Source organism: Mesorhizobium sp. M0676, assembly GCF_040320535.1.
In the GTDB taxonomy this organism is placed as follows: Bacteria; Pseudomonadota; Alphaproteobacteria; order Rhizobiales; family Rhizobiaceae; genus Mesorhizobium.
The window spans coordinates 1-21,065 of sequence record NZ_JAMYPU010000050.1; the positions used below are offsets into that span (position 1 = coordinate 1).

At 61.7% G+C, this 21,065-nt stretch carries 19 protein-coding genes and 3 pseudogenes; 12 read left to right on the top strand and 10 right to left on the bottom strand.

The window, feature by feature from the left end; all coding sequences use genetic code 11:
• From NKI35_RS29955 to NKI35_RS29985, 7 genes and pseudogenes are all read left to right on the top strand, one after another.
• Window positions 1-3,525 (top strand): beta strand repeat-containing protein (locus tag NKI35_RS29955; RefSeq protein WP_352742383.1); only part of this gene is annotated, 3,525 nt, incomplete at its 5' end.
• Between the two features lie 26 nt (window positions 3,526-3,551).
• Window positions 3,552-3,920 carry a hypothetical protein gene (locus NKI35_RS29960; protein WP_023738297.1) on the top strand — a complete coding sequence of 123 codons (369 nt, stop codon included), beginning with the start codon at window positions 3,552-3,554 and terminating at the stop codon, window positions 3,918-3,920.
• A 255-nt stretch (window positions 3,921-4,175) separates the two neighbouring features.
• Window positions 4,176-4,712 carry a lytic transglycosylase domain-containing protein gene (locus NKI35_RS29965; RefSeq protein ID WP_502896852.1) on the top strand — a complete coding sequence of 179 codons (537 nt, stop codon included), beginning with the start codon at window positions 4,176-4,178 and terminating at the stop codon, window positions 4,710-4,712.
• Between the two features lie 98 nt (window positions 4,713-4,810).
• Window positions 4,811-6,010 carry an ABC transporter substrate-binding protein gene (locus NKI35_RS29970; protein WP_352742385.1) on the top strand — a complete coding sequence of 400 codons (1,200 nt, stop codon included), beginning with the start codon at window positions 4,811-4,813 and terminating at the stop codon, window positions 6,008-6,010.
• Between the two features lie 13 nt (window positions 6,011-6,023).
• Window positions 6,024-6,731, top strand: coding sequence for a thermonuclease family protein (locus NKI35_RS29975; RefSeq protein ID WP_352461175.1), 708 nt, complete (start codon window positions 6,024-6,026; stop codon window positions 6,729-6,731).
• 165 nt (window positions 6,732-6,896) lie between these two features.
• Entirely contained in the window at window positions 6,897-7,649 is a 753-nt protein-coding gene (locus NKI35_RS29980; protein ID WP_031243550.1) for a GGDEF domain-containing protein, read from the top strand.
• Between the two features lie 77 nt (window positions 7,650-7,726).
• Window positions 7,727-8,638, top strand: a pseudogene (locus tag NKI35_RS29985) (IS630 family transposase); the annotation flags it as partial.
• On the opposite strand, the pseudogene NKI35_RS29990 reads toward NKI35_RS29985, so the two are convergent.
• Window positions 8,606-8,986, bottom strand: a pseudogene (locus NKI35_RS29990) (ABC transporter permease); the annotation flags it as partial. The pseudogenes NKI35_RS29985 and NKI35_RS29990 sit on opposite strands and share 33 nt — an antisense overlap.
• Here NKI35_RS29990 and NKI35_RS31425 point away from each other — a divergent pair.
• Window positions 8,897-9,280 (top strand): GMC oxidoreductase, encoded by a 384-nt coding sequence (locus NKI35_RS31425; RefSeq protein ID WP_502897191.1) that lies wholly within the window; start codon window positions 8,897-8,899, stop codon window positions 9,278-9,280. The pseudogene NKI35_RS29990 and the gene NKI35_RS31425 overlap by 90 nt on opposite strands.
• A 152-nt stretch (window positions 9,281-9,432) precedes the next feature.
• On the opposite strand, the gene NKI35_RS30000 is transcribed toward NKI35_RS31425, so the two are convergent.
• Window positions 9,433-9,597 carry a hypothetical protein gene (locus NKI35_RS30000; protein WP_352742399.1) on the bottom strand — a complete coding sequence of 55 codons (165 nt, stop codon included), beginning with the start codon at window positions 9,595-9,597 and terminating at the stop codon, window positions 9,433-9,435.
• On the opposite strand from NKI35_RS30000, the pseudogene NKI35_RS30005 reads away from it, so the two are divergent.
• Window positions 9,557-9,810, top strand: a pseudogene (locus NKI35_RS30005) (MBL fold metallo-hydrolase); the annotation flags it as partial. The gene NKI35_RS30000 and the pseudogene NKI35_RS30005 overlap by 41 nt on opposite strands.
• Before the next feature lie 23 nt (window positions 9,811-9,833).
• Here the strand turns inward: NKI35_RS30005 and NKI35_RS30010 are convergent.
• From NKI35_RS30010 to NKI35_RS30040, 7 genes are all read right to left on the bottom strand, one after another.
• Window positions 9,834-10,577, bottom strand: a complete 744-nt coding sequence (locus tag NKI35_RS30010) for an ATP-binding cassette domain-containing protein (protein ID WP_023686849.1) — start codon at window positions 10,575-10,577, stop codon at window positions 9,834-9,836.
• A gap of 9 nt (window positions 10,578-10,586) precedes the next feature.
• Window positions 10,587-11,786, bottom strand: coding sequence for an alanine racemase (locus tag NKI35_RS30015; protein ID WP_352742388.1), 1,200 nt, complete (start codon window positions 11,784-11,786; stop codon window positions 10,587-10,589).
• 12 nt (window positions 11,787-11,798) lie between these two features.
• Entirely contained in the window at window positions 11,799-12,767 is a 969-nt protein-coding gene (locus NKI35_RS30020) for an ABC transporter permease (protein ID WP_352742390.1), read from the bottom strand.
• Between the two features lie 35 nt (window positions 12,768-12,802).
• Complete coding sequence (locus NKI35_RS30025; RefSeq protein WP_352742392.1) at window positions 12,803-13,864, bottom strand: substrate-binding domain-containing protein; 1,062 nt, start codon at window positions 13,862-13,864, stop codon at window positions 12,803-12,805.
• A gap of 68 nt (window positions 13,865-13,932) precedes the next feature.
• The gene (locus NKI35_RS30030; protein ID WP_031198364.1) at window positions 13,933-14,994 is read right to left on the bottom strand and encodes a substrate-binding domain-containing protein; all 1,062 of its coding nucleotides are present in this window, start codon (window positions 14,992-14,994) and stop codon (window positions 13,933-13,935) included.
• 31 nt (window positions 14,995-15,025) lie between these two features.
• On the bottom strand, window positions 15,026-16,279 hold the full coding sequence (locus NKI35_RS30035; protein WP_023681813.1) for a M20 family metallopeptidase: 1,254 nt from the start codon (window positions 16,277-16,279) through the stop codon (window positions 15,026-15,028).
• Window positions 16,276-17,490 carry an ROK family transcriptional regulator gene (locus NKI35_RS30040; protein WP_023681814.1) on the bottom strand — a complete coding sequence of 405 codons (1,215 nt, stop codon included), beginning with the start codon at window positions 17,488-17,490 and terminating at the stop codon, window positions 16,276-16,278. Before NKI35_RS30040 ends, NKI35_RS30035 begins: the two co-directional genes overlap by 4 nt.
• A gap of 905 nt (window positions 17,491-18,395) precedes the next feature.
• On the opposite strand from NKI35_RS30040, the gene NKI35_RS30045 reads away from it, so the two are divergent.
• The 3 genes from NKI35_RS30045 (at window position 18,396) to NKI35_RS30055 (ending at window position 20,504) form a co-directional block, all read left to right on the top strand.
• Window positions 18,396-19,742, top strand: coding sequence for a family 1 glycosylhydrolase (locus NKI35_RS30045; RefSeq protein ID WP_023681815.1), 1,347 nt, complete (start codon window positions 18,396-18,398; stop codon window positions 19,740-19,742).
• Window positions 19,743-19,794: 52 nt separating this feature from the next.
• The gene (locus NKI35_RS30050; protein ID WP_280790539.1) at window positions 19,795-19,971 is read left to right on the top strand and encodes a Rossmann-fold NAD(P)-binding domain-containing protein; all 177 of its coding nucleotides are present in this window, start codon (window positions 19,795-19,797) and stop codon (window positions 19,969-19,971) included.
• Between the two features lie 242 nt (window positions 19,972-20,213).
• Window positions 20,214-20,504, top strand: coding sequence for a MucR family transcriptional regulator (locus tag NKI35_RS30055; protein ID WP_348524871.1), 291 nt, complete (start codon window positions 20,214-20,216; stop codon window positions 20,502-20,504).
• On the opposite strand, the gene NKI35_RS30060 is transcribed toward NKI35_RS30055, so the two are convergent.
• Entirely contained in the window at window positions 20,497-21,045 is a 549-nt protein-coding gene (locus NKI35_RS30060) for a hypothetical protein (RefSeq protein ID WP_023681816.1), read from the bottom strand. The two genes, NKI35_RS30055 and NKI35_RS30060, sit on opposite strands and share 8 nt — an antisense overlap.
• Window positions 21,046-21,065: the final 20 nt, after the last annotated feature.

Below are 21,065 nucleotides of genomic sequence, written 5' to 3' on the forward strand. Positions count from 1 at the left end.
TTCGCCGTCGTCGTCACCGACCAGGACGGCGATCACAACGACAAGACGCTGGTCATCAACATCACCGACGACGTGCCGACGGCGCACAACGACACATGGGCTCCGACCATCACCGCGCCAACAGTTCTAACCGGCCTCCTCACCAACGACGTCTTCGGCGCCGATGGCGTCGCCACAACCACCCCCGGCGTCATAACAACCACCAACGGTGCTCACGGCACCGTCACCTACAACAACGACGGCACGTTCACCTATACGCCGACAGGCATCTATGTCGGGTCGGACACCTTCACCTACACCATCAAGGATGGTGACGGCGACACCTCGACCGCCACAGTGACAGTGAACGTGCAGACCAATACCGTTCCGGGAGGCGGCGGGACCGCATCTCTTACATTGAACGAAGCAGCCCTCGACACCACGCTCGATCTCACACTGCCTGCGGATCTGCAGGCTGGGGCCGTGACCGGCACCAACCCGGGCAGCCGTGGCGAAACGGCGCAAGCAATCAGCGGGATCACCTTCACCACAACGGGCGAGGCGATCACCGTTGCCTTTGCCGACCCAGCCGGTGGCGCGCCGCCCTGGGTGGCGCCAACGGTTAACGGGCTTGCGGCCGGATATTCGATCACTTGGGCGCTCAGCGGCGGCCAGCTCGTAGGCACACTGATGCAAGGTCCCACCAATCTCGGGCCGGCAATCTATCTGTCTCTGTTGAACACCAGTGCCGGCGCCAACAGCTCGTTGACACCAGTCGTTACCGCGACGCTGACCGACCAGCTCCAGCATCTTGCCGGCTCGGGCAACGTCACCATCAACGGACTTCAGGTGGTTGCGACCGACACCAGCGGTGATCATGTTTCCGGCTCGGTCAATCTGACGGTTCTGGACGACGCTCCGCTGCCGTTCACTCCGGATTCGATCTTCGTCGATAACGCAACCCATACGGCTCTCAGCGAACAGATCAACTTCGCAGCCCGCGCTGGCGCAGACGGCGTAGGCAACGTGGTGTTCAATGTGACCGAAGGTACCGCAGTTACGGATACAACCGGTACCAACATCTTCCTCAACGGCGAGCAGGTCTTCTTCCACGTCGTCGATTCGCACACCGTCGAGGGACGGACCTCGGCAGCCAACGGCAACGACCTTGCCTTCACGGCAACCCTCAATCCGGCAACCGACACCTGGACCTACTCGCAAGCCGGATCACTGTTTGCGGGCAATCAATTCAACAGTGGCGGCTTTACCAATCCGGGCGGCAGCAACAACGCAGCGATCGTTTTGAATGGGCCAGATGCCACCCAGAATGACCTTCTGGCGACCGCCAACGACGGCAACACCGTCAATACCAATAATTCCGAGTTTGGCGTTGATGGCGGCAACAGCATCGAAAGTGGCGAAACGCTCCGCTTCGACTTCGTCCAGAACGCGACGACAAACGGTACGGTTGCAGGGAGCGCTTACACAAACCATTACGAGGTCAGCAGTTTCTCAAGCACCGTCGACACGGGCGGCGGTGGCGCTGCCACTCTCATGATACGAGGTGTCAACGCCGACAACGACCTCATATTCGTCGGCGACGCTTCCGGAGAAGGCACTGCTCAGTTCCTCACAGTGACCGTGGCAAACAATTCCGGGGGGACACTGCCTGTTGTAACTTACAACGCCGACGGCACCATCACCCTGACAAATCTCGGAAACGGCGACACCTTTACCGTCACGGCAAGCAGCGACGCATTCAGTGCCATGGAGATTTTAGGTCTTCCAGGCACGAACACATTCAAGTTGACCGCGCCCCTGTTCACAACCGCCAATGCGGCGACGCCATTCGACATCTCTATCCCGGTGACGGCAACCGACGGTGATGGCGACGCCATCGCGGGATCGGTGACGGCGACACTTTCGCCGGATGCAAGCACCTGGCATGGGACCTCTGGCGTCGATACACACACCACGACGGCGACGGAAACCACGCTGTTCGGTGAAGACGGCAACGACGTTCTAAGTGGCCTCAACTCCCAGGCGGTTGTTCTGTCCGGCGGACGCGGCGACGACAACTTGTCCGGCAACTCGGGAGACGACAAGCTCTACGGTGGTTCCGGCAATGATACACTCAACGGCGGAGCCGGCGCGGACAGGATGACAGGCGGTTCCGGCGCCGACACGCTGACAGGCGGCACGGGCGCCGACACTTTCGTGATCGGAACTGGCGACTCGACGCCGGTCATCGGTGGGTCGGGTAATGCTGGCACGATCTCAGGCTATGACACCGTCACCGATTGGGGGAATGGCGGAACGGCGGACAAGCTCGACTTCGGTGTCGCCCCGATTGCAGCCAGCGCGATCAGCGGCTTCGACGGTACCGACTCGGCCTTGACGTTCGGCGGACAAACGATCAAGTCGGACGCAATCAGCGCAAATGGCATCGTCACCTTCGATAGCGCAGACACCTATGCAGCTCCGCTGAACCTCAACACAGCCGGCGGCGTAGCAGCAGCAGTTCAATATCTGATGGCGAACGACATTGGTGGCGCTGGCACGACCGTGGCCTTCGTTGGAAACGGGAATACCTATGTCTATGAGCAGACCACCACCAATGCCGGTGGCACATTGGTTCAGTTGACGGGCATCACCAACATTACCAACCTCAATACGCTCATCACGAATGGTGCCGTGGATCCCATCATCCTCGACCTCAACCATGACGGCTTCGCCTTCTCCGACCTCAACCACGGTGTCCAGTTCGACATCAATGGCGACGGGACGAAGGACCAGGTCGCCTGGAACACCTCGAACGACGGCATGCTGGCGGTGGACCTCAACGATGACGGCAAGATCGACGACGGCACCGAACTGTTCACGCCGAGCTTCGGCGGTGGCAATTTCGCCAGCGGGGCGGCAGCACTTGCCTCGCTCGACAGCAACCATGACGGCCTCATCGACCACAACGACGCGGCATTCGACAGCCTGCTGATCTGGAAGGACGCCAACGCCAACGGCATAAGCGACGCCGGGGAGTTGTCGAACCTCGCTCATAGCGATATTACTTCGATAAGCACGACAACGACCTCCGCTGTCGGCGAAATCGATGGGCAAGCCGTGACCGGCAGTGGAACCTTCCAGATGGCCGATGGAACGACCGGCAACTATGTTGAGGTCGAACTCGACACCTCGCTCGTTGCACCGGCAGAGCCGACCGTCGCTTCCGATGGGACAAAGACCTTCGCCATCGGCTCGCTCGAGGTTGCAGACCTGATCGCCGACTTCCACAACGGCGACCAGCTTGATCTTTCCTCGTTGCTCAAGGGCTTGGCTGGCGTCACCGATCTCGTCGGCGGCGGCTTCGTGGAGATCGCGCAGTCCTCGGCCAATGCGGCCAATGCCGAGGTCAAGGTCGATACCAACGGCGGCGGCGACAACTATCATACGGTCGCCGTGCTGGAGAACTACACATTCCACAGCGCCGCCGATGCGGTGAAGATACTTTACGATGACAGCCACGGCACCAAGACGGACGTGGCCTAAGGGGCGAAAGGGACGGGGTGAGGAGCATGACCAGAATTTTGCGAGTGACTTTCGGGGCCGGGCTGCTGTCGTTATGCGCGACAGGACTGCAGGCTGCCGATATTATCGAAGGGCCGGTGGCCGACTATTGCCGGACCGTCGGCACATCCAACCTGGTGCTGAACGACAACATCGTCGATCTAAAGTCCGAGGTGGTGAAGCTGATGGACGAGTCGGTGGCCGTCGCCAACAGCTCGGAATGGATCAATTCTTCGCGCCCCGCCTTCATCTGGGCGTCGGAAGCCAAGGTCGCCTGCGGCATGGCCTATGGCTACCTCAAGACGAACTACAAGGACGAAGACACCCTCAACAAGTGCGAATGCTTCCACGACCGCATGGTCGAGTACATGAACTGACCGGAAGGGATCCGGCAGTGCCGGTTGGCTGACCCGATGGTCGGCGGACGATTGACGAGGGCGATCGCCGGAGCGATCGCATTGACCGGTTTTGGCCAGCTTGCCACGCAAGCCCGCGCCAACTGGCTGGAACGACCTAGCCTGGCGAGACCAGCACCGTTCGGCTTGAGGCGGCCGGTTCGCTGCGACGCCGCCTCCGAATGGACTCGCGCGACATTCAAGGCGTTTGCGACATGCCAGGCATCGCTCTACGGCTTGGAACCGGTGCTGGCGCACGCGGTGATGGAGATCGAAAGCGGGTTCGATCCCGATGTGCACGGCGCCGATGGTGAGGTCGGGTTGATGCAGGTAATGCCCGCGACGGCCCGAATGCTGGGCTTTCGTGGCTCGCTCGACGAGCTTGGCGCGCCGGCGACCAACATCGCGCTCGGCGTCAGATATCTGGCGCAGGCAAACAGCCTTGCCGCAGGCGATCTCTGCACCACCGTCATGAAGTATCGTGCCGGGCACGGTGAAACCCGGTTCTCCGAACTTTCGGTCCGCTACTGCCGGCGTGCGCGTGCAATCCTGGCGAGAGAAGGTTTTGCGGTGGCCGGGCCATTGCCGGTGGCGACGTTCGGATTCTCCGCATTCCCGACAGCAGGAGACGATGGTGCCCCTGCCCCGGCGAGGCGGATTTGTGTGCGCCGACTGTTCGTGCCGGGCCCGCGATACATGAAATGCGCGGACTATCGAAGCGCCGGGCAAGCCAGAATGATCAAGGCGCTCCGGGCAAGACTTTTCGACGGCTGAGCCATAATCCAGCAATTGCAAAGACGGCGAGGCAAGTCTGCCGTAAGATGAACGGATGAGACCGGGACAAATACCCGGCGGGATATGAGGGAGGCATCATGGATTCTGGCCGGCAGCGACACGGTTTGTGGACGTGGGCGATCGTCTTTGCGTTCGCGGGCATGGTGTCGGGCTGCCAGTCGAAAGGCAGCGTCTCGGACGCGCTCGATCCGGCGGCGATCGCCGCACCCGGAGCGCCGGCCGCCGGCACCGCTGCCAGCCCGGCCCAAGCCACGCGATCGCTCGGCACCGGGTCGACGAAGGTCACGATGCTGCTGCCTTTGTCGGCCCCGGGCAACGCCGGCGAAAACGGCCGGAAGATGCTCGATGCGACCAAGCTGGCGATGGCCGACCTTGGAAATGTCCTGCTCACGATTACGGTCGAGGACACCAAGGGCGACAGCGCGCACGCCAGCGAATTGGCTGTGAAGGCGATCACCACTGGAACCAAGATCGTCATCGGCCCGGTCGAACTCGCGGCCGCGCAGCACATAGCCAAGCTGTCGGGATCGAAGCGACCGCCGGTGCTGGCGTTGGCCGACAATTTCGCTGGCGGCCCGGGCGTCTATGCGGTGCGCCTCAACGAGGCCGACAGCGCGGCCGCGGGCGCAGCCGGCCTGGCGGCCAAAGGCAGCAAGAAGTTCGTGTTGCTCGTTGCGGCGGGCGCGAATGCCAGCGTGGTTGAAAAGCGGGTCGCCAACAGTCTCAGCATCTATGGCGCGACGCTCGCCGTCACCGTTCCGTATCCGGCCGGCGATGGCGGCACCAAAGTGGTCAATGATGTGGGCTCGCTGGTCGAGGCTCCCGATGCCATCATCATCGCCAGCGGCGACGACAATCCGGCGCCGATCCTTGCGGCGCTCAAAACGAAAGGCATTCCTGGAAAAGCAATTGCCGTCGTTGGAACCAACCGCTGGCTGGAACATCCGATGGAGCCGCTGTTTGAAGGCTCCTACATCGCCACGCTCGACCCAACGGAAACCGGCCCGATCGCCGACCGCTTCAAGACGACCTACAATTATCCAGCCGACGCCAATGTCGCCTACGCCTATGATATGGTCGCCCTGACAGCAGGAATTGCAAGTTCGGCCGGGCCTGACGGCTTCAGCAAGCAGGTGCTCGAAAATCGGAGCGGATTTCGCGGATCGACCGGCCTGTTCCGGTTTCGGGCGGATGGCTCCAGTGAGCGATCCATGCCCTTCTATCAGGTTCAAAAAGGTGCACTCAAGCTGGTCGCCAAATCGACATCGGGGTATTGAGGGGCAAGGAACCTTGCTTGAGTTGATGGGCTGGCTGAGGCACAATCGCTTGATAGCGCTCGGAAGCCTGCTCCTCCTGGCCGGGGTCTTGTTGATCATCCGGGCCGCAGATCTGCTTCCGAACAATCGGCCAGCGCCACGTCAATCCATCGATCATAGCCAGGCAATGCGACCACCTCCGAGCGCCGCCAATACGCCATGGCGAGGACGGGCACGCAAGATTGCTCAGGACCTTATCGCGCCGCCACAGCTTGATCCGGCGCAAATCGAACGGGTCGAGCCGCGCCCGCCGCTCAGCGACCTTGGTCTGGCCGCGCCTGCAGGGATGCGAATGCCAAAGGATTGGCCAGAGGTCTTGCTTTTCCAACCGGTTGCCACCTCGTCGGCAACCTTCGAATCCATGGGGCGCAAGGTAGTCGTCAGCGGGATCCAAGGCATTGACCTGGACGAGACCTGTTCCTTTCGCGGCGTCGCCTGGCCTTGCGGCCAGCGTGCGCGCGCGACGTTCAATTCCTGGCTGCGCGGCCGGGCGCTGAAATGCGTCGTGCCGCCGGAAATCGATCGTTTTGTCATTGGGGCACCGTGCAGCTTGGGCAGGCAGGATGTCGGCGCCTGGCTTGTTTCCAATGGCTGGGCGACGGCCTTGGCGAGTGGCATCTATGGCAAGGCGGAGGCAGTGGCCAGAGACGCGGAGATGGGGATATTCGGCCCGCCACAATAGCCGACAATTCAGTGTCTTTGCTTTTGCCGCCGTAGCCTTGCTTTTGAAGGCCTGATTTCGGGCCAATGGTAGGTGATTGCGCCATTACTAAAATTGTATGTTTCCTCGAAACTGAAAGTGCAGCACCTTGGCCTTATGACAGCCGATCAGGCGGGAGATTGGCTAATGATGACACCAATGGCGAATAGCTCGCCCCGGCAATGGAAAGATATCGCATGGCTGACTGCCCTGGGTTCGGCGGGAATTCTGCTCCTCTCGGTTGGCCTCAACTATCTGCTTCTGTTTTCGGAAGTCTTGACGCCGTTTGGCCGCAGCATGGTCACAGCGATCCTGTTGCCGGTCATGGTCGGTGGCCCGCTTTTGCTGTTCATTGGCCTGCAGCGGACCGAGCTCGTCCGTTATCGAAGAGAACTCAACAAGTCGGCGACCTTTGACAGCCTGACAGGCTGCCTCAACCGGACGGTCTTCACTTCGATGGTCGAAAGGAGAGCAACCAGGCCAAAATCGTCTGGTCCAAGATCTGGCGCCTTCCTGGTCATTCATCCCGAACACATCAGGTCCATCAATCTGCGCTTCGGCCTTGGCTGGGGTGACGAAGCCTTGCGGCTCATAGCCTCGACCATCCAGTCATCGGTACGCAAGGAAGATCTGGTGGGCCGGATCGGAACCTCCATGTTCGGGGTCTTTCTGCCCGGTGCGACAGAAGACGACGCCAGGGAGATCGGCGAGCGTATCCGGGCGCGCGTGGCCCAAGCCTATTTCGCGCCAAAAGGAACCGCGGATACGCTGACCATCAGCGTCGGCGGCGTGGTGTTTGAAAACGAGTTGGAATTCGAGGACATGTTCCGATCGGCGGAATCGCTGTTATCCGGCGTCGAACGCCAGCCTGGATTTCAATTGTCGCACCTCCACAACTAGAGCCTGTCGCGATTTAAGGGATTCAGGATTCCCTTTGGTTTGAGTTCGTGATTCATTGCGGTTGAAAGGAGACCGCGATGGGCAAGCCGCTACCGCTTGAGTTGCGTCAGCGTGTTGTTGCGTATGTCGATGAGGGGCATGGTCACCGCGAGGCAGCGCGCCATTTCCGCGTTTCGCCTCACTTTGTGAACAATCTGATCAACTTGCGGCGGCAGACCGGTTCGCTTGAAGCGCGCCGGCAGGGCCATGTGGGCGGCGGCAAGCTTGAGCCGCATGCCGAGACCGGCGAACTGACGCTGGATGAGCTTTGCGTCGAACTGGAGGTGCGTGGTGTGAGCGTGCACCGCTCCAATGTCGGGCGCCTGCTCCATCGCCTTGGGCTCAGTCATAAAAAAACTCTACTGGCCAGCGAGCAGCAACGGGCCGACGTGCGCCAGGCGCGTGAGCTGTGGACCGGGCGGCGAAAGCGCTTCTTCAACAAGGCTTTGGCGCGGCTGATCTTCATCGATGAGACGTCGACCAACACCAAACTGACCAAACGCACCGGCTGGGCGCCGACGGGCGAGCGCTTCAGGACGCATGCGCCCTTCGGCAAATGGCAGACGCAGACCTTCATCGCCGGGCTACGATGCCACGGTCTTGTCGCGCCGTGGATCGTCAACGCGCCGATGAATGGCGCCATCTTCGAACACTACATCGAAACACAGCTTGCTCCCCAACTGTCGCCCGGCGATATCGTCATTCTCGACAATGTCGGCTTCCACAAGAACGAGCGCGCCGCACAACTGGTTCGCCAAAGGGGCGCTTGGCTCCTGTTCCTGCCGCCATACTCACCCGATCTCAATCCGATCGAGATGGCCTACTCAAAACTCAAGGCGCGGCTGCGAAAGAAAGCGGCCAGAACCTTCGACGCACTCTGCCAAGCTCTCGGCGACATCTGCCACCTGTTCGAGCCAGCCGAATGCAGAAACTTCTTCAAGGCTGCCGGCGGCGATCGCGTAGAGCTCGTAGAAATTGCCGTGCGAGCTTGGCAGGATCGAGCGTGTGTACATTGCGAGAAAGATGGATGACAGCGCCGTCAGCCCGGCGCAGATCACATAGGCGCAGATGATCACCCGGCCGGTACGGATTCCCGAAAACCGCGCGGCCTCTTCATTTTTGCCGACGGCGTAGAGATATCGTCCGAAGGCGGTACGGTGCAGAACGACCAACATCACCGCCGCCAGCACGAGCAGGAAGACAAAAGAATGAGGAATGGGAATGGAAGTGTAGGCATTGTTGGTAAGAACCGAAACCAGATCGGTGCGACCGGTGGTGAGATATTCCAGATCCTCGAAGCGGGTTTCGTAGGGCAGGCGGTGATCGCCGAGGAGCTGTCGCCGGGCGGGGCCGCCGACCTTTCCGATCAGTCCATAACAGACCACATCCTCGAACACGCCAAGACGGTTTATCACCCCTGCGGCACCTGCCGGATGGGCACCGATGACCACCCGCAATTGCGCGTGCGCGGCGTGCCGCGCCTACGCATCTGCGACGCCTCGATCATGCCGCGTCTCATCAGCGGCAACACCAACGCGCCGGTGATCATGATCGCCGATCGGTGCGCCGATTTCATCTTCGGCAGCGCTTAGCGAGAAACGGGCAGCCCAGAGAAATCCAGGCTGTTTTGAGACGGTGTATCTGTCCAGCGCATGCAGCGACTTTGTCGCGACCAAAACCGGACAGCTTGACGCCGCCGGGCGGCACGGTGATGTCGGCGCCGCCATACATTGCATAGGTCCTATCAAATCGAGACTGGGATAGCGATGCCAACGCGCTGCTGTTGGCCGCCAGAAAGCTGGTGCGGATACGCCTGGAGAAATTCAGGCGATGCAGGCAGCTTCACCCGACGCAGCAGTTCCAGCAGCATCCATGACGGCGCCGAAGTCGCGCCCGGCTTCCAGATCATCGCTGCGCCGGCCACACGCCCGGCCACTCGGTCTACCTCGCAAACTACGGCAAGGAACAGCGCATGATTTCGGCCGACACGATGTATGTGCCAGCGCTGCTGGCGCCGCATCCGGAGTGGCAAGGCAGCTACGACCAGGACGGGCCGATGGCGATCACCACGCGGCACAAGCTGATCGATCGCGTGATCGCCGACAACATCCGGATCTCGGGCGGGGGCTCTCAGAGAGGTTCCTGCTATTGCTGCTGCAGGCCGGTGATCATGGCAATGATCTCGTTCTTATCGGTCTTCGCGGTCTCGCGAATTCCAATCTGCTTGCCACGCCTGAGAACACAGATGCGGTCGGAGAGCTTGAAGACCTGGTCGAGGCTGTGGCTGATGATCAGGATGCCGACATTGCGCTGCTTCAGCGACTGGACGATAGCCTCCACCCGGGCGGTTTCGGCAACGCCCAGCGCCGCCGTCGGCTCATCCAGCAGGATCAGCTTGCTTGCCCAATGAGTGGCGCGCGCGATCGCAACGCCCTGGCGCTGGCCGCCGGAGAGATCGCGGATAGTGGCGTGGGCGGAGGGGATGCGCACGTCCAGTTCCTTCACCAGTTTCTCGGTCTCGTCGATCATGCGGCGGCGGTCGAGCAAACCGAGGCGGTTCAGCGGCTCGCGGCCGAGGAACATGTTCATGTAGACCGTCTGCTGGTCGGCCAGCGCCAGGTCCTGGTAGACGACCTCGATGCCGTGCGCGCGCCCCATGGTGGCATTCGACATCGTCACCGGTTTTCCTTCGATGACGATGGTGCCGGACGAGGGCGGGTGGACGCCCGAGACGATCTTGACCAGCGTCGACTTTCCGGCGCCGTTGTCGCCGACGAGTGCAACGATCTCGCCCGGGAAAACCTCGAGCGAAAAACTCTCGATCGCGGTGATGCCGCCGAAATTCTTGCGAATGTCGTGCAGCTGAAGGATGGGCGCGCTCACCGTCATGTGTTTCTCCTAGACTGGCCAGGCATAGGGTTCACCGAAGCCGTTCTCGATGGTTTCCACTTTCGGATTGTCCGTCGAAATGCCCGACACGCCGACAATATGGGCGCGGGTGACGAAGGCCTGGCCACGGAAGCCGAACACGGCGCTGTCGCCAGGCTTCGGCGCGTTCGCGCCGGCGGCATCGATCATGGCGTAATAGTCGATCGCAGAGGGCGGCGGCACCTCGACGCTGCGCAGTGCCGAGCCTGCCGTCGTCGGTTCAGCCGAGACGATCGCCTTGACGTCGTAGTCGGGGAAGATCGGATCGATGTAGAAGCCGCCGCCAAGGCAATAAGCCTTGCCGCCGGAGAGATGCGAGACCTCGGTGAGATAGAGCACCGCCGGCAGCTCCGGCAAATCTTCCATGACATGCAGCGCGGTGGTGCCATGCAGTCCATTGCCGGGCTCGCACTGCGTCGCGCCAGCCTCGGCGAGTGCCGCCAGCATGACACTCGACGTGGTGCCCGGCGCGTTGATCTCAATGTCCTTGCGGCCTGCCTTGGCCAACGCTTCCGCAGCTTTCGCGAGCGTCGCCAGATTGGGGGTCGGCAGCACTTTCCGCGAAGCATGGTCGAACAGCAGAGCAGGGAAAGTGGTGATGCCGGCGAAACGGCCGCCTTCGACGGCATCCAGCCGGTCGGCGACATCGTTAATGTCGGCGGCATTGAAACCGCCTTCATGGCCGCGATAGAAGATATCGCCTTCGGCGGCGATGCGGGCCAGCAAATCCTGCACATAGCCCGCCGCCTTGGCGCCTGCCGCCGCTTCCCCAGCCTTGGTATCGTTGAACACGGTCCAGTAGTCCGGCTTGAAGGTTTTCGCCGCAGCCGCCGCTTCGAATTTTGCGACCTGCTGGAGATGGCCGAGATGGCCAAGCTTCATGCCTGCCTTGTGGGTGGCGCGGGCGCAAGCCATGTCGACGGCGACCGCGCGGTCAATGCCGCCGCGCATCACAGCCCGGCAGAACGACGAGGAGCGGCCGACCTGCTTGGTCATGGCGAAGATCTTCAGGCCGTTGCGGTTGGCTTCGCTCTTGAGAACCCGCGCATTGGCCTCAACCGTGTCGAGATCGAGCACATAAGCATTGGCCGGCAGCTTACCTTTCTGGTGCAACCGGATAGCTGATTCGATGAAGGCGGGGTTGCGGCGGCGCAAAATGTCGAGAAACATGGATGGCTTCCTTCAGCGGTTCTTTTCGCGCAGCGACACGGCGACTGCGGTCAGGATGATGAGGCCACGCACGATCATCTGGTCGGAGACCGACAGGCCCATCAGGATCAGGCCGTTGTTGAGCATGCCCATCATCAACGAGCCGACCAGCGCGCCGACCACGGAGCCCTTGCCGCCATTGAGCAGCGTGCCGCCGACGATGACGGCGGCGATGACCGTCATCAAGTCGGTTTCGCCGAGAGTATATTTCGCCGCCTGCAGGCGACCGGCATAGAGCAAGCCGGCAAGACCGGCGAGCCCGCCGCTGATGGTCAGCACGGCGAGCCTGATCCTGGGCACGCTGATGCCCGATACGCTTGCGGCGCGGGCATTGTCGCCGGTCGCCAGCACATGCGCGCCGAAACGGGTCTCGCGGAACACCAGGTGGCCGATGGCCACGGCAATCACCGACCACCAGACGAGTGAGGGGACACCGAGCAGCGAGCCGGAACCGAAGAAGCCGGTGAACGCTTCGTTGGTCACCGAGATCGAGCGAAGGTCTGTCATGGAACGCGAAACGCCGGCGAACAGGCCGAGCGTCGCCAGCGTCACCAGGAAGGAGGGCAGCCTGACATACGCCACCAGCACGCCGTTGATGACGCCGATCAGCAGGCCGGCGCCGAGGCCGGCGACTATCCCTGCCGGCATGCCGTACGCGTTGATGGTGACGGCGGCTGCAAGGGCCGCCACCGCCACGATCGAGCCGATCGACAAATCTATTTCGCCGGCCGACATGACGAAGACCAGGCCGATGGCCATGATCGTCACCGGCGTCGTCTGCAACACGATGTTCGATAAGTTCCGGACGGTGAGGAAGCCGCTGTCCCTCAGCACAATGGCGAAGAACAGGAAGATCGCCATGAAACCGAGGTAGACGACATATTGCTGTAGATTGAAACGGCTGGCGAAGCTGCTACCGGCACTGGTGTTGGCACTGGACATTTTATTCCTCCGGTGGTGAGCGCTTCGCCTCGAGCCTATTTCACCGCGTCCGCGATGGCCGCCGGTACGTCCCTGTTGAGAGACTTCTTCCAACCGTCCTTCACCGTGTCCTTGGTGACGGCGATGGAATCTACGGCATAGAATGGTTCGGCCTTCTTGCCGACCAGCGAACCTGCCGACGCGCGCGCCAGCGTCACGCCAATGCTGTAGGCCTCGTCGGCCACGAGGGCCGCGATGTTGCCGCCCTTGACCATGTCGAGCGCGGCAGGCTCGTTGAGGTCGAGCGTGACAATCTTGGTGTGCGTGTTGCCGGCACCGCGCAAGGCCGAAAGCACGCTCAGCGCCGGTTCGGCCCAGGTGACATAGATGCCGTCCAGGTCCGGATGCTGGGTGATCATCGCCTGGGCGATGTCTTCGCTGCGCGCCGGGTCGGCCATGCCGGCCTCGGCCTCGATCTTCATATCGGGATAGTCCTGCTCGATGGTCTTCTTGAAGGCCTGGTCGCGCTGGTTGGTGACGTAGAAGTCGGCATCGTGGAAGATGTAGCCAACCTTGCCTTTCTTGCCGAGCGCCTCGGCCATGGCGATGCCGGCCTTGTTGCCCATCTGAAAGAGATCGTCGGAGACGATGGTGACATAGTCCCTGCCCTGCTTGTAGCCGGCCGGGGAATTGTCGACGAAGCCGAGCTTGACGCCGGCCTGGCGTGCCGGATCGTAGACCGAAGCTGCGGTCGCCGGATCGACGGGAAGCGACAGGATGATCGACGGCTTTTTGGCCATCACCGTCTCGATATCGGCCTTCTGTCGCGCGGCGTCGAAACCGGCATCGGTCTGCGCCACCACCTCGATGCCGAGGCGCTTGAATTCGTCATGGGCGCCGGCGTTGACGGCGTTGGTGTATTCGCTCATCTCGTGCCAGACGAGGGCGGCGGTGAACTTGCCGTCCTTGATCTGCTGCTCTTCGGCTGGCGTCAGCGTAAGACTGCTCGCCGGCACCGGCTTTTCACCATTCGGTCCTGTGGTGACGCCTTCAGCGGCGAAGGCGTGCATGGCTAGCAGGCTCGCCACTGTCGTTATGATTACAGATGCTTTGCGCATGTCCCGGTTCCCTTTTTGTTGTGTCGAAGAAAAGCTCCGGTGCGGCGGGCCGCGCCGGAGCGAGAGCCTTACTTGGCCGCGTCGAGCACCGGCTGCGGCGCGTCGCGGTTGAGCGAGTCCTTCCAGCCCTGCGCGACATTCTCCTTGGTGACGGTCAGGGCCGGGGCGACGACGAAGGCTGGTGTCGGCTGGCCAAGCAGCGACTTCATGCCGGAGGCAGCCATGGCGCGGCCGAGTTCATAGGCCTTGTCGGCGACGAGGGCTGCGACATTGCCGCCCTTGACCATGTCGAGCGCGACCGGCTCGGCGAGGTCGAGCGTGACGATCTTGGTCCTGGCGTTGCCGGCGCCGCGTAGCGCCGACAGCACGCCGTCGGCCGGCTCGGCCCAGGTCACGTAGATGCCGTCGAGATCGGGATGTTGCAAAAGCATCGCGTTGGCCAGTTCCTCGGCGCGGGCCGGGTCGGATATGCCCTGTTCGGCGACGATCTTGATGTCGGGATAGACCTTCTCGATGGTGGTCTTGAAGGCTTGGTCGCGCTGGTTGGTGACGTAGTAGGCAGCGTCGTGGAAAATGTAGCCGACCTTGCCCTTGCCGCCGATCGCCTTGGCCATCGCGTCCGCAGCCTGCTTGCCCATCTGGAATAGATCGTCAGTCACGATCGAAGCGTAGTCGGTGCCCTGCTTGTAGTCCTTGGGCAAGTTGGACAGGAACACCAGCTTGGTGCCGTCCTTGACCGCCTGGCGGAAGGCTTCTGCCGAGGTGACCGGGTCGAGCGGCAGCGCCAAGATGACGTTGGGCTTGGCGGCCAACGCCGTCTCGATGTCGCTGCGCTGGCGGGCGGAGTCGAACTGGGCATCCGTTTTGACCGCAATGGTGATGCCGGCGCGGGCGAATTCGTCGGTGGCGCCGGCGGTTACCGCATTGGTGAAATCGGACGAGGTGTGCCAGAGCAAGGCAGCCTTGTAGCCCTTGTCCTTGAGCGCGGCGATGTCGGCATCGCTTAGGATCACGTCGGCGCTCGGCGTGGCGCTCTCGCCCTGCGGGCCGACCGTCTGTGCGAAAGCTGGGTTGGCGGCAAGCATCAATCCGCCGGCAAAGGCGGCGGCGATCAGTGTCTTCATCGGCATGTCAGTTCTCCCATTTTGCTTCGTTGGTGGTTCAGTCGGCCACGCCGCAGTAGCGGGCCATGAAGGCGGCGAAGCCGACTATGCCGGCGAAATATTCCTCGACATCGACGTGCTCCTCGAATGTGTGGCAATTCCTGATGTCGCCGGGCGCGCAATAGACGGCAGGAATACCGAGCTGATTGATGAAGAAGGGGGACTCCGACCAGAACGGTGCGCCCTCGATGACGCCGCGTCCGCTCATTGCGCCAGCCATCGCGTCGGACAGCATGGCGACTTCCGCCCGCGTTTCGCCGATCTCGGCAGCGGTGCCGCCCAGCCTGTGGTCGCGGCCGGCGGGGTAGGCGAACTCTACCGAAATATCCGGATCGGCGATCGCGCCGCGCACGGCAGCCTCGATCTCGGCGGCGGCGGTGTCGAGGTCTTCGCCAGGCAACAGCTTGCGGATCAGCGAGAGCGTGCAGCGCTCGGGAACGGCAATGTAGCCGCCGCCGGCAAGCCCGGTGATAAGCAGGAAGCCGCGCCCGACCAGTTTGTGCTCGGCGCGCGCGGCGACCTCATCCGAATGCTTCCAAAGCGCCGTCATCGCGGCATGGCTTGCACGGAGCGCATCCTTGCCGAGTTCTGGCACACCGAAATAGGCGGATTTGCCGGTAATCGAGATATCGGTGATGAAGAAGCCGATCTGCGCCGCATAGACGGCCAGGCGGGTCGGCTCGACATAGACGCTGAAATCGGGTGCTGTCACCTCGCCGGTCTCAATGCGTCCGACGAAGTGCTTGATCCCGGCGGAAACGCCGGTGCCGGGCTGGCCGCTCTCCTCGTCGCCGACGAAAGCAAAGGCGACGTCGCCCTTGAGGCGAATGCCGGCCTTGTCGAGTAGCGCGAGTGCCGCAAGCGAAGCAGTGATGCCGGCCTTGAGGTCGCCGGAGCCTCGGCCCCAGACAGCACCATCAATGATCGGGGCGGCGAACGGATCCTCACGCTCGGTGCCTGCCCAATGCTCGCGCCAGCCGTCGACATGGACGGTGTCGGTATGGCCGATGAACAGCAGGCGCTTTCCCTGGTCGGCCCCCTTGCGCTCGCCCCAGATGTTGGGCCGCCCGGGAAGGAATTCCGTCCTGGTCAGGCCGCTGAGGTCAAGGTCGCGCATCCTGGCTTCGAGGAAGTCGACGAAGTTGGCTTCGTTGCCGGTGATGCTCTCGCGGTCGATGGCGCCGCGAAACAGCGTTAGTGCGTCGCCACGGTCGAGCGCTGCCTGCAGGCGGGCGGTAATATCGTGAGTCATATCGCGGCCTCCTTCAGGGCGGCGGCCTGGGCAGGCGGCAGCGAAATCCGGCCATCAGGCGCGTCGACGCCGAACAGCGTGTTGTGCAACTGGCCAAGGCCGATTGCCGCCGCGCCGATGAGGGCTGCGCGTGCGCCAAGTTCGCTCGCCTCGACCCTGACCGGATATGGGAAGCATAGCGGCAGAAGCGCCTGCACCCTGGACAGGATTTCGGGCCGCAACCCAATCGAGCCGCCGAGGATAAACTTTTCTGGATTGGCAATTGCCGCGATTGCCGCAACGCCTTGCGCCAGATGGCGGGCAGTTTCGTCGAGCACGGTGAGCGCGTCCTTGTCGCCAAGCGCGGCATTCTCGAATATTGCCGGCACCGAGACCTGCCTGCCGGTGAGGGCGTGGTAGCGATCGGTCATGGCGTGGGTGGCCACCGCGCGTTCGAATGCGCCGGTGCGCAGTGATTCCTCGGTGAAGGGATCGGCCCCGATCGGCATGAAACCGATCTCGCCGGCGGCGTGCCCAGCACCCCGCACCAGATGGCCGCCCAGCATCAGCCCGCTGCCGATGCCGGTGCCGAGCGCGATGTAGGCGAGATTGTCGATGCCCTGGCCTTGGCCCAGCCAGTTCTCGCCAAGCACCGCGAGATTGACGTCGTTCTCGATCATCACCGCGACGCCGAGCGCTTCTTCGAAGGCATCCAGCACATTCATTGTGTCGAAGCCGGCAATGTTCGGCGCCATTAAAATGCGGCCGGTGGCCGGGTCAGGAGCGCCAGGCGCGCCGATGACGGCCAGGCGTATCTTCTTGCGCGCGACGTGCTGTCTGGCCGCGGCATCGAAGGCCAGCGCTGCAATCTGATCGACGACGAACTGGCCGCCGCGCGGGTCGGTCGGTGTGGCGGCTTCGGCAAAGATCTGGCAGGCAAGGTCGGTCAGCGCGACCCGCACCTTGGTGCCGCCAAGGTCGACGGCGATGATATAGGCTGCGTCGTGGACCAGTTCGTAGGTGACGGCGGTGCGCCCGACATGGCCGCTGGTGCGGCCGGTTTCCTGGACCCAGCCCTCCTGCTCGAGCCCGCGCATGATTTCGGAGATGGTCTGCTTCGACAAGCCCGTCAGCTTGGCGATTGAGGCGCGGGAGATCGGCCCGCCCTGGACGATCGCTTCCATCACGGAGCGCTGTGAGAACTGACGGGATATGCGCGGCAGGTCAGTCACATTGAACTCCCGTTAATTCGTTCTATGACCGAACTTATTATTCGGAACTGGACCTGTCAATGTATGTTCGCGAGCGGCCGTTTTGCGCACGCGAACATTGATCCGGAGGCAGAATTCAGGCGCGGTGCTGCCGTTCGGCAGAAGATAAATGCGGTCAGGGAGTGGCTGGATCAGCTTCTTGAATCAATTGGGCGAACAGCTTCGCAGCGCATTGACAAATAACGATCATGCTAGTCTCTGAGGGTCACTGTTTTCTACAGGAGATCAATACAGCGGATGGTTCGCCGGTCCATATCTCTCGTATTCTCTCGTATGGGTCTGTCGAACCATGGGACGATGAACGAGACTAACTATTGGCTTCGAGAATATCGGTGATGTACCGCGGGTCTGCCTCCCAGTGAATGGCGGCAGCGGAACGTCCGTTTGCAGTTTGCAAACGTGGATAACTGCCATACCGCCTTAACTCGCAAAGACCCGTTTGACGCCAACTGGGCTGGCCCGAAGCCGACCTCTCCGTCCAGCATAGTCCGATCATATTCGGCGCAAACTGCTCGCTTGAACCGTGCGATAGAATTCCGCCAATCTCGACCCGCCTATGCCTGGGGTGGCCCTGCTCACGATCACGAGCGTAGCGCCATCTTCCGAATGGCCGGGTGAGGCTGGAGAAATCGCCGCCGAACCTTCTCGACCAGCCATTCTCCGGCTTTGGCAAAAAGCCGGTTCGAAGGCTTTCCCGCCATGTGGCGTTGCCTTTCGCAAAGACCGGTCAACCGACTTTGAATAGCACTTGCAGGCACGTGGTTGTCAGGCGCCTACCGAACTTGACAAGCAGTCTTGCAGGAACTGCGTCGAGCACTGAACGTTTGACCAAGCGCGGGCATCTCCGCCTTGGCTAAGGACCATCAATGTTCACGTTCATGTTTGCCACCGGCATCGAGAACAGCACCCCGACCATTCGACAAGGCCGGGAGCGCGTCGACGAAATGGAAAAATGCCGCTTCTACGAACGATGGCGCACCGACTTCGAACTGGTCCAGGATCTCGGGGTGCATTTCCTCCGCTACGGACCTCCGATCCACAAAACATGGCTGGGTGACGGACGTTATGATTGGGCATTCGCCGATGAGACCTTCGCGGACCTGAAGGCGAAAGACATTCTTCCGATCGTCGACCTTTGCCATTTTGGCGTGCCGGACTGGGTTGGCAACTTCCAGAACGCGGACTTTCCGACACTATTCGAGCACTACGCCAGGGATTTTGCGACACGCTATCCGTGGATCCAGCTCTTCACCCCAATAAATGAGATGTTCATCTGCGCCACCTTTTCGGCTCGCTGGGGATGGTGGAACGAACAACTGAGCAGCGACACTGCTTTCGTTACCGCCCTCAAGCACATCGTGAAGGCGAACGTGCTTGCCATGCGGGCGATCCTCGAAGTGCGGCCGGACGCCATCTTCATACAGAGCGAATCCTCGGAATACTTCCACGCCGATTCTCCCGAGGCGGTCGGCAGAGCGGAACGGTTCAACAGCGAGCGTTTCCTGTCGCTTGACCTCAACTACGGTCATGACGTGGACGCGCACACCTATCGCTATCTTCTCGAAAACGGGATGACGGCCGAAGAATACAGTTTCTTCCTGGAGAGCCATCTGCGCAGGCATTGCGTGATGGGCACCGACTATTATCAGACCAACGAACATAGGGTTTGGGCAGACGGAACGACGTCCGGGTCCGGCGAGGTGTTTGGCTATGACGAGATCACGCGGCAGTACTTCAACCGCTACCGGCTTCCCGTAATGCATACGGAGACCAACATCAGCGAAGGCCCCAATGGAGACGAAGCCGTCTATTGGCTGTGGAAAGAGTGGGCCAACGTGCTGCGGATCCGCAACGATGGCATCCCCATCGTAGGCTTCACCTGGTACTCGCTGACGGATCAGGTGGACTGGGACAGTGCGCTTCGGGAGAACAACGGACGGATCAATCCGCTCGGCCTCTATGACCTCGACCGAAATCCGAGGGCGGTGGGGCGCGCTTTCAAGGCGCTGATCGCGAACTGGAACAAGCTGCTGGCCACACAAAGTGTCTGCCTTGCTTTGCCGGTCTTTCTTCCCTCACAGCAGGACGATGCCATTGTTCGCGCGCAACAGAATTATGCGCGCAGCCTGCTGAGCGTGGATCGGGTCGCTGAAGGCTGGACTGAACCACTTGCTGCTCCCCAGAAAGAGGTCGAACCTGATGCGCCTGGATAACAAGACTGCAATCGTAACCGGTGCTGCAAGCGGGATTGGACTGGCCATCGCCATGCGGTTGGGCACCGAAGGTGCACGGGTGAGCCGACGTGGGTGGAGGCAAGGTCCAGAAGGCGCGCATGCGGTTCGACAAGGGGCGCTCCGGGAGACCGCTATCACGGTGCTGTCGACTTGCGCTCACGCGTTCGGCAGGTTGGTAATAATCGTCAACAACGCGCCGGCCTGGTAATCTTTAAACCCTTGAGGCTCACTAGCGCGGTTCTGGCTGAAGGTGCTGAGCGTCGACCTGCTGGGCGCAATTTATTTCGCCCGAAAGGCATTCGCTCATATGACATCTGGCGGCGTCATCGTAAACGTATTGAGTGTGCGCGGTCGAGACGAGCTCCGCATGTCGAGCTATACGCCGCGGCAAAGGCCACCCTCCTGTCTCTAACCGAGACCCGACGCAGTTCGCACCTTGGCCGACTGGGCATGAATCCGGACGATTACCGAACCAAATGGAACCTGCCTCGCAATTACCCGATGGTGGCACCCAACCATTCGGGAAGCGCTCTGCATATCGCCTATAACACCCCAGTGGGCGGACAGCTCTCGCCTGAGGCGTCAGTCGTCCTTGAGGCGCTCCGGCATCGCATTGGAGACCCAAGGCTGGTGCACAAGGATCATGACATTGAATTCCACTCTTTACAGGAACAAGTGCCTTTCCTCGGGGTTAGGATTCGACGCCGCAACGGCGTCGAACCCCAAAGGAGACTCACATGAAACGTAAGATTTTGACAGCTACAGCGATCTCTCTCTGTCTCGCCACCGCGGCCTTGGCGCAGTCGTCGGGAACATCCAGCGGCACGAACGGAACGTCCGGCTCATCGGCCGGGTCGGGTATGAGCTCTACGTCCGGCTCCGGCCAAAGCGGTATCCCGAGCGGCTGGGACAGCAAGCTCTCCGGCTCATTCTTCAGCGACGCCAATTCGGGAAGACTTCTGTCGCAGGATGAGATCCGCAAGAACTGGTCGTCCCTGAGCTCTGCACAACAGGCACAGGTTCGCTCCGACTGTTCGAGAATGACGGCCAGCAACGGCACCGGCTCTGGCGCAACGACCGGCACATCAGCCAACTCGGGTTCGATCGACAGTAATACCACGGCCAGCAACAGCACCGGCTCTGGCGCAACCACCGGAACCTCAGGCAGCACGGGTTCGACCGGCAGTAACACCACGGCGAGCAACAGCACTGGTTCGGGTACAACCACCGGCACGTCGGGATCCTCGAATACAGCTGGCGATACGACCGCCAGCACCAGCACGGGTTCGGGCGCAAACTCGG

Bases quoted from the DNA above. Each gene is read 5' to 3' on its own strand.
- NKI35_RS30055 (WP_348524871.1), top strand. From the start codon at position 20,214: ATGAATCCGGACGATTACCGAACCAAATGGAACCTGCCTCGCAATTAC.
- NKI35_RS30030 (WP_031198364.1), bottom strand. From the start codon at position 14,994: ATGCCGATGAAGACACTGATCGCCGCCGCCTTTGCCGGCGGATTGATG.
- NKI35_RS30020 (WP_352742390.1), bottom strand. From the start codon at position 12,767: ATGTCCAGTGCCAACACCAGTGCCGGTAGCAGCTTCGCCAGCCGTTTC.
- NKI35_RS30035 (WP_023681813.1), bottom strand. From the start codon at position 16,279: ATGACTCACGATATTACCGCCCGCCTGCAGGCAGCGCTCGACCGTGGC.
- NKI35_RS29980 (WP_031243550.1), top strand. From the start codon at position 6,897: ATGATGACACCAATGGCGAATAGCTCGCCCCGGCAATGGAAAGATATC.
- NKI35_RS30000 (WP_352742399.1), bottom strand. From the start codon at position 9,597: ATGATCTGGAAGCCGGGCGCGACTTCGGCGCCGTCATGGATGCTGCTG.
- NKI35_RS29960 (WP_023738297.1), top strand. From the start codon at position 3,552: ATGACCAGAATTTTGCGAGTGACTTTCGGGGCCGGGCTGCTGTCGTTA.
- NKI35_RS30010 (WP_023686849.1), bottom strand. From the start codon at position 10,577: ATGACGGTGAGCGCGCCCATCCTTCAGCTGCACGACATTCGCAAGAAT.
- NKI35_RS30050 (WP_280790539.1), top strand. From the start codon at position 19,795: ATGCGGTTGGGCACCGAAGGTGCACGGGTGAGCCGACGTGGGTGGAGG.
- NKI35_RS30025 (WP_352742392.1), bottom strand. From the start codon at position 13,864: ATGCGCAAAGCATCTGTAATCATAACGACAGTGGCGAGCCTGCTAGCC.
- NKI35_RS30015 (WP_352742388.1), bottom strand. From the start codon at position 11,786: ATGTTTCTCGACATTTTGCGCCGCCGCAACCCCGCCTTCATCGAATCA.
- NKI35_RS31425 (WP_502897191.1), top strand. From the start codon at position 8,897: ATGAGGAATGGGAATGGAAGTGTAGGCATTGTTGGTAAGAACCGAAAC.
- NKI35_RS29970 (WP_352742385.1), top strand. From the start codon at position 4,811: ATGGATTCTGGCCGGCAGCGACACGGTTTGTGGACGTGGGCGATCGTC.
- NKI35_RS30045 (WP_023681815.1), top strand. From the start codon at position 18,396: ATGTTCACGTTCATGTTTGCCACCGGCATCGAGAACAGCACCCCGACC.